1 pseudogene is annotated in these 510 nt (G+C 66.7%); it reads right to left on the minus strand.

Annotation, left to right across the window (positions count from 1 at the left end):
- Window positions 1-334: pseudogene (locus VA603_RS00250) on the minus strand (D-alanine--D-alanine ligase A); the annotation flags it as partial.
- Window positions 335-510: the final 176 nt, after the last annotated feature.

The raw sequence follows: 510 nt of genomic DNA on the forward strand, positions 1-510 counted from the left end.
CGCCCAGGGTGCCGTGCACGATCGGGAACACCACGTCGATCTGCTGCAGCGCCGAGGCCGGGTCGCTGGGTACCAGCTGCGCCTGCTCGCGGCCCGGAAGCACCGCCACGGCATTGCCGGAACGGTTCAGCGCGATCCGCGCCGGGTCGTTGGCGTTGAGCAGGAACTGCTGCGGGTCGCTGACGTGCCAATGGCCCTGCTTGTCGATGCCGATCAGGCTGACATCGAACCGCTCCTTGTCCAGCGCGTCGAGGATGTTCTTCGCCGACTGCAGCGAGACCTCGTGTTCGGCCGAACGACCGCCGAAGATGATGCCTACCCGGGTCTTGCCCATTGCCTGTTGCTCCTGCCGAATGCCTGGGGGGGGTATGCATAGCATGAAGCAGGGAATGGGGCAGGGGGAACAGGAAATGTTCTTGCGGGGAGCGGGCGAGCAGGAACGGGCAAGGCGGTTTCGCGCGCTCCCGCGCCCGTTGCCGTTCCACGGCGGAAAGCACCGGCGTGTCTGGA

This window comes from Stenotrophomonas capsici (assembly GCF_034961085.1).
Taxonomy (GTDB): Bacteria; Pseudomonadota; Gammaproteobacteria; order Xanthomonadales; family Xanthomonadaceae; genus Stenotrophomonas; species Stenotrophomonas capsici.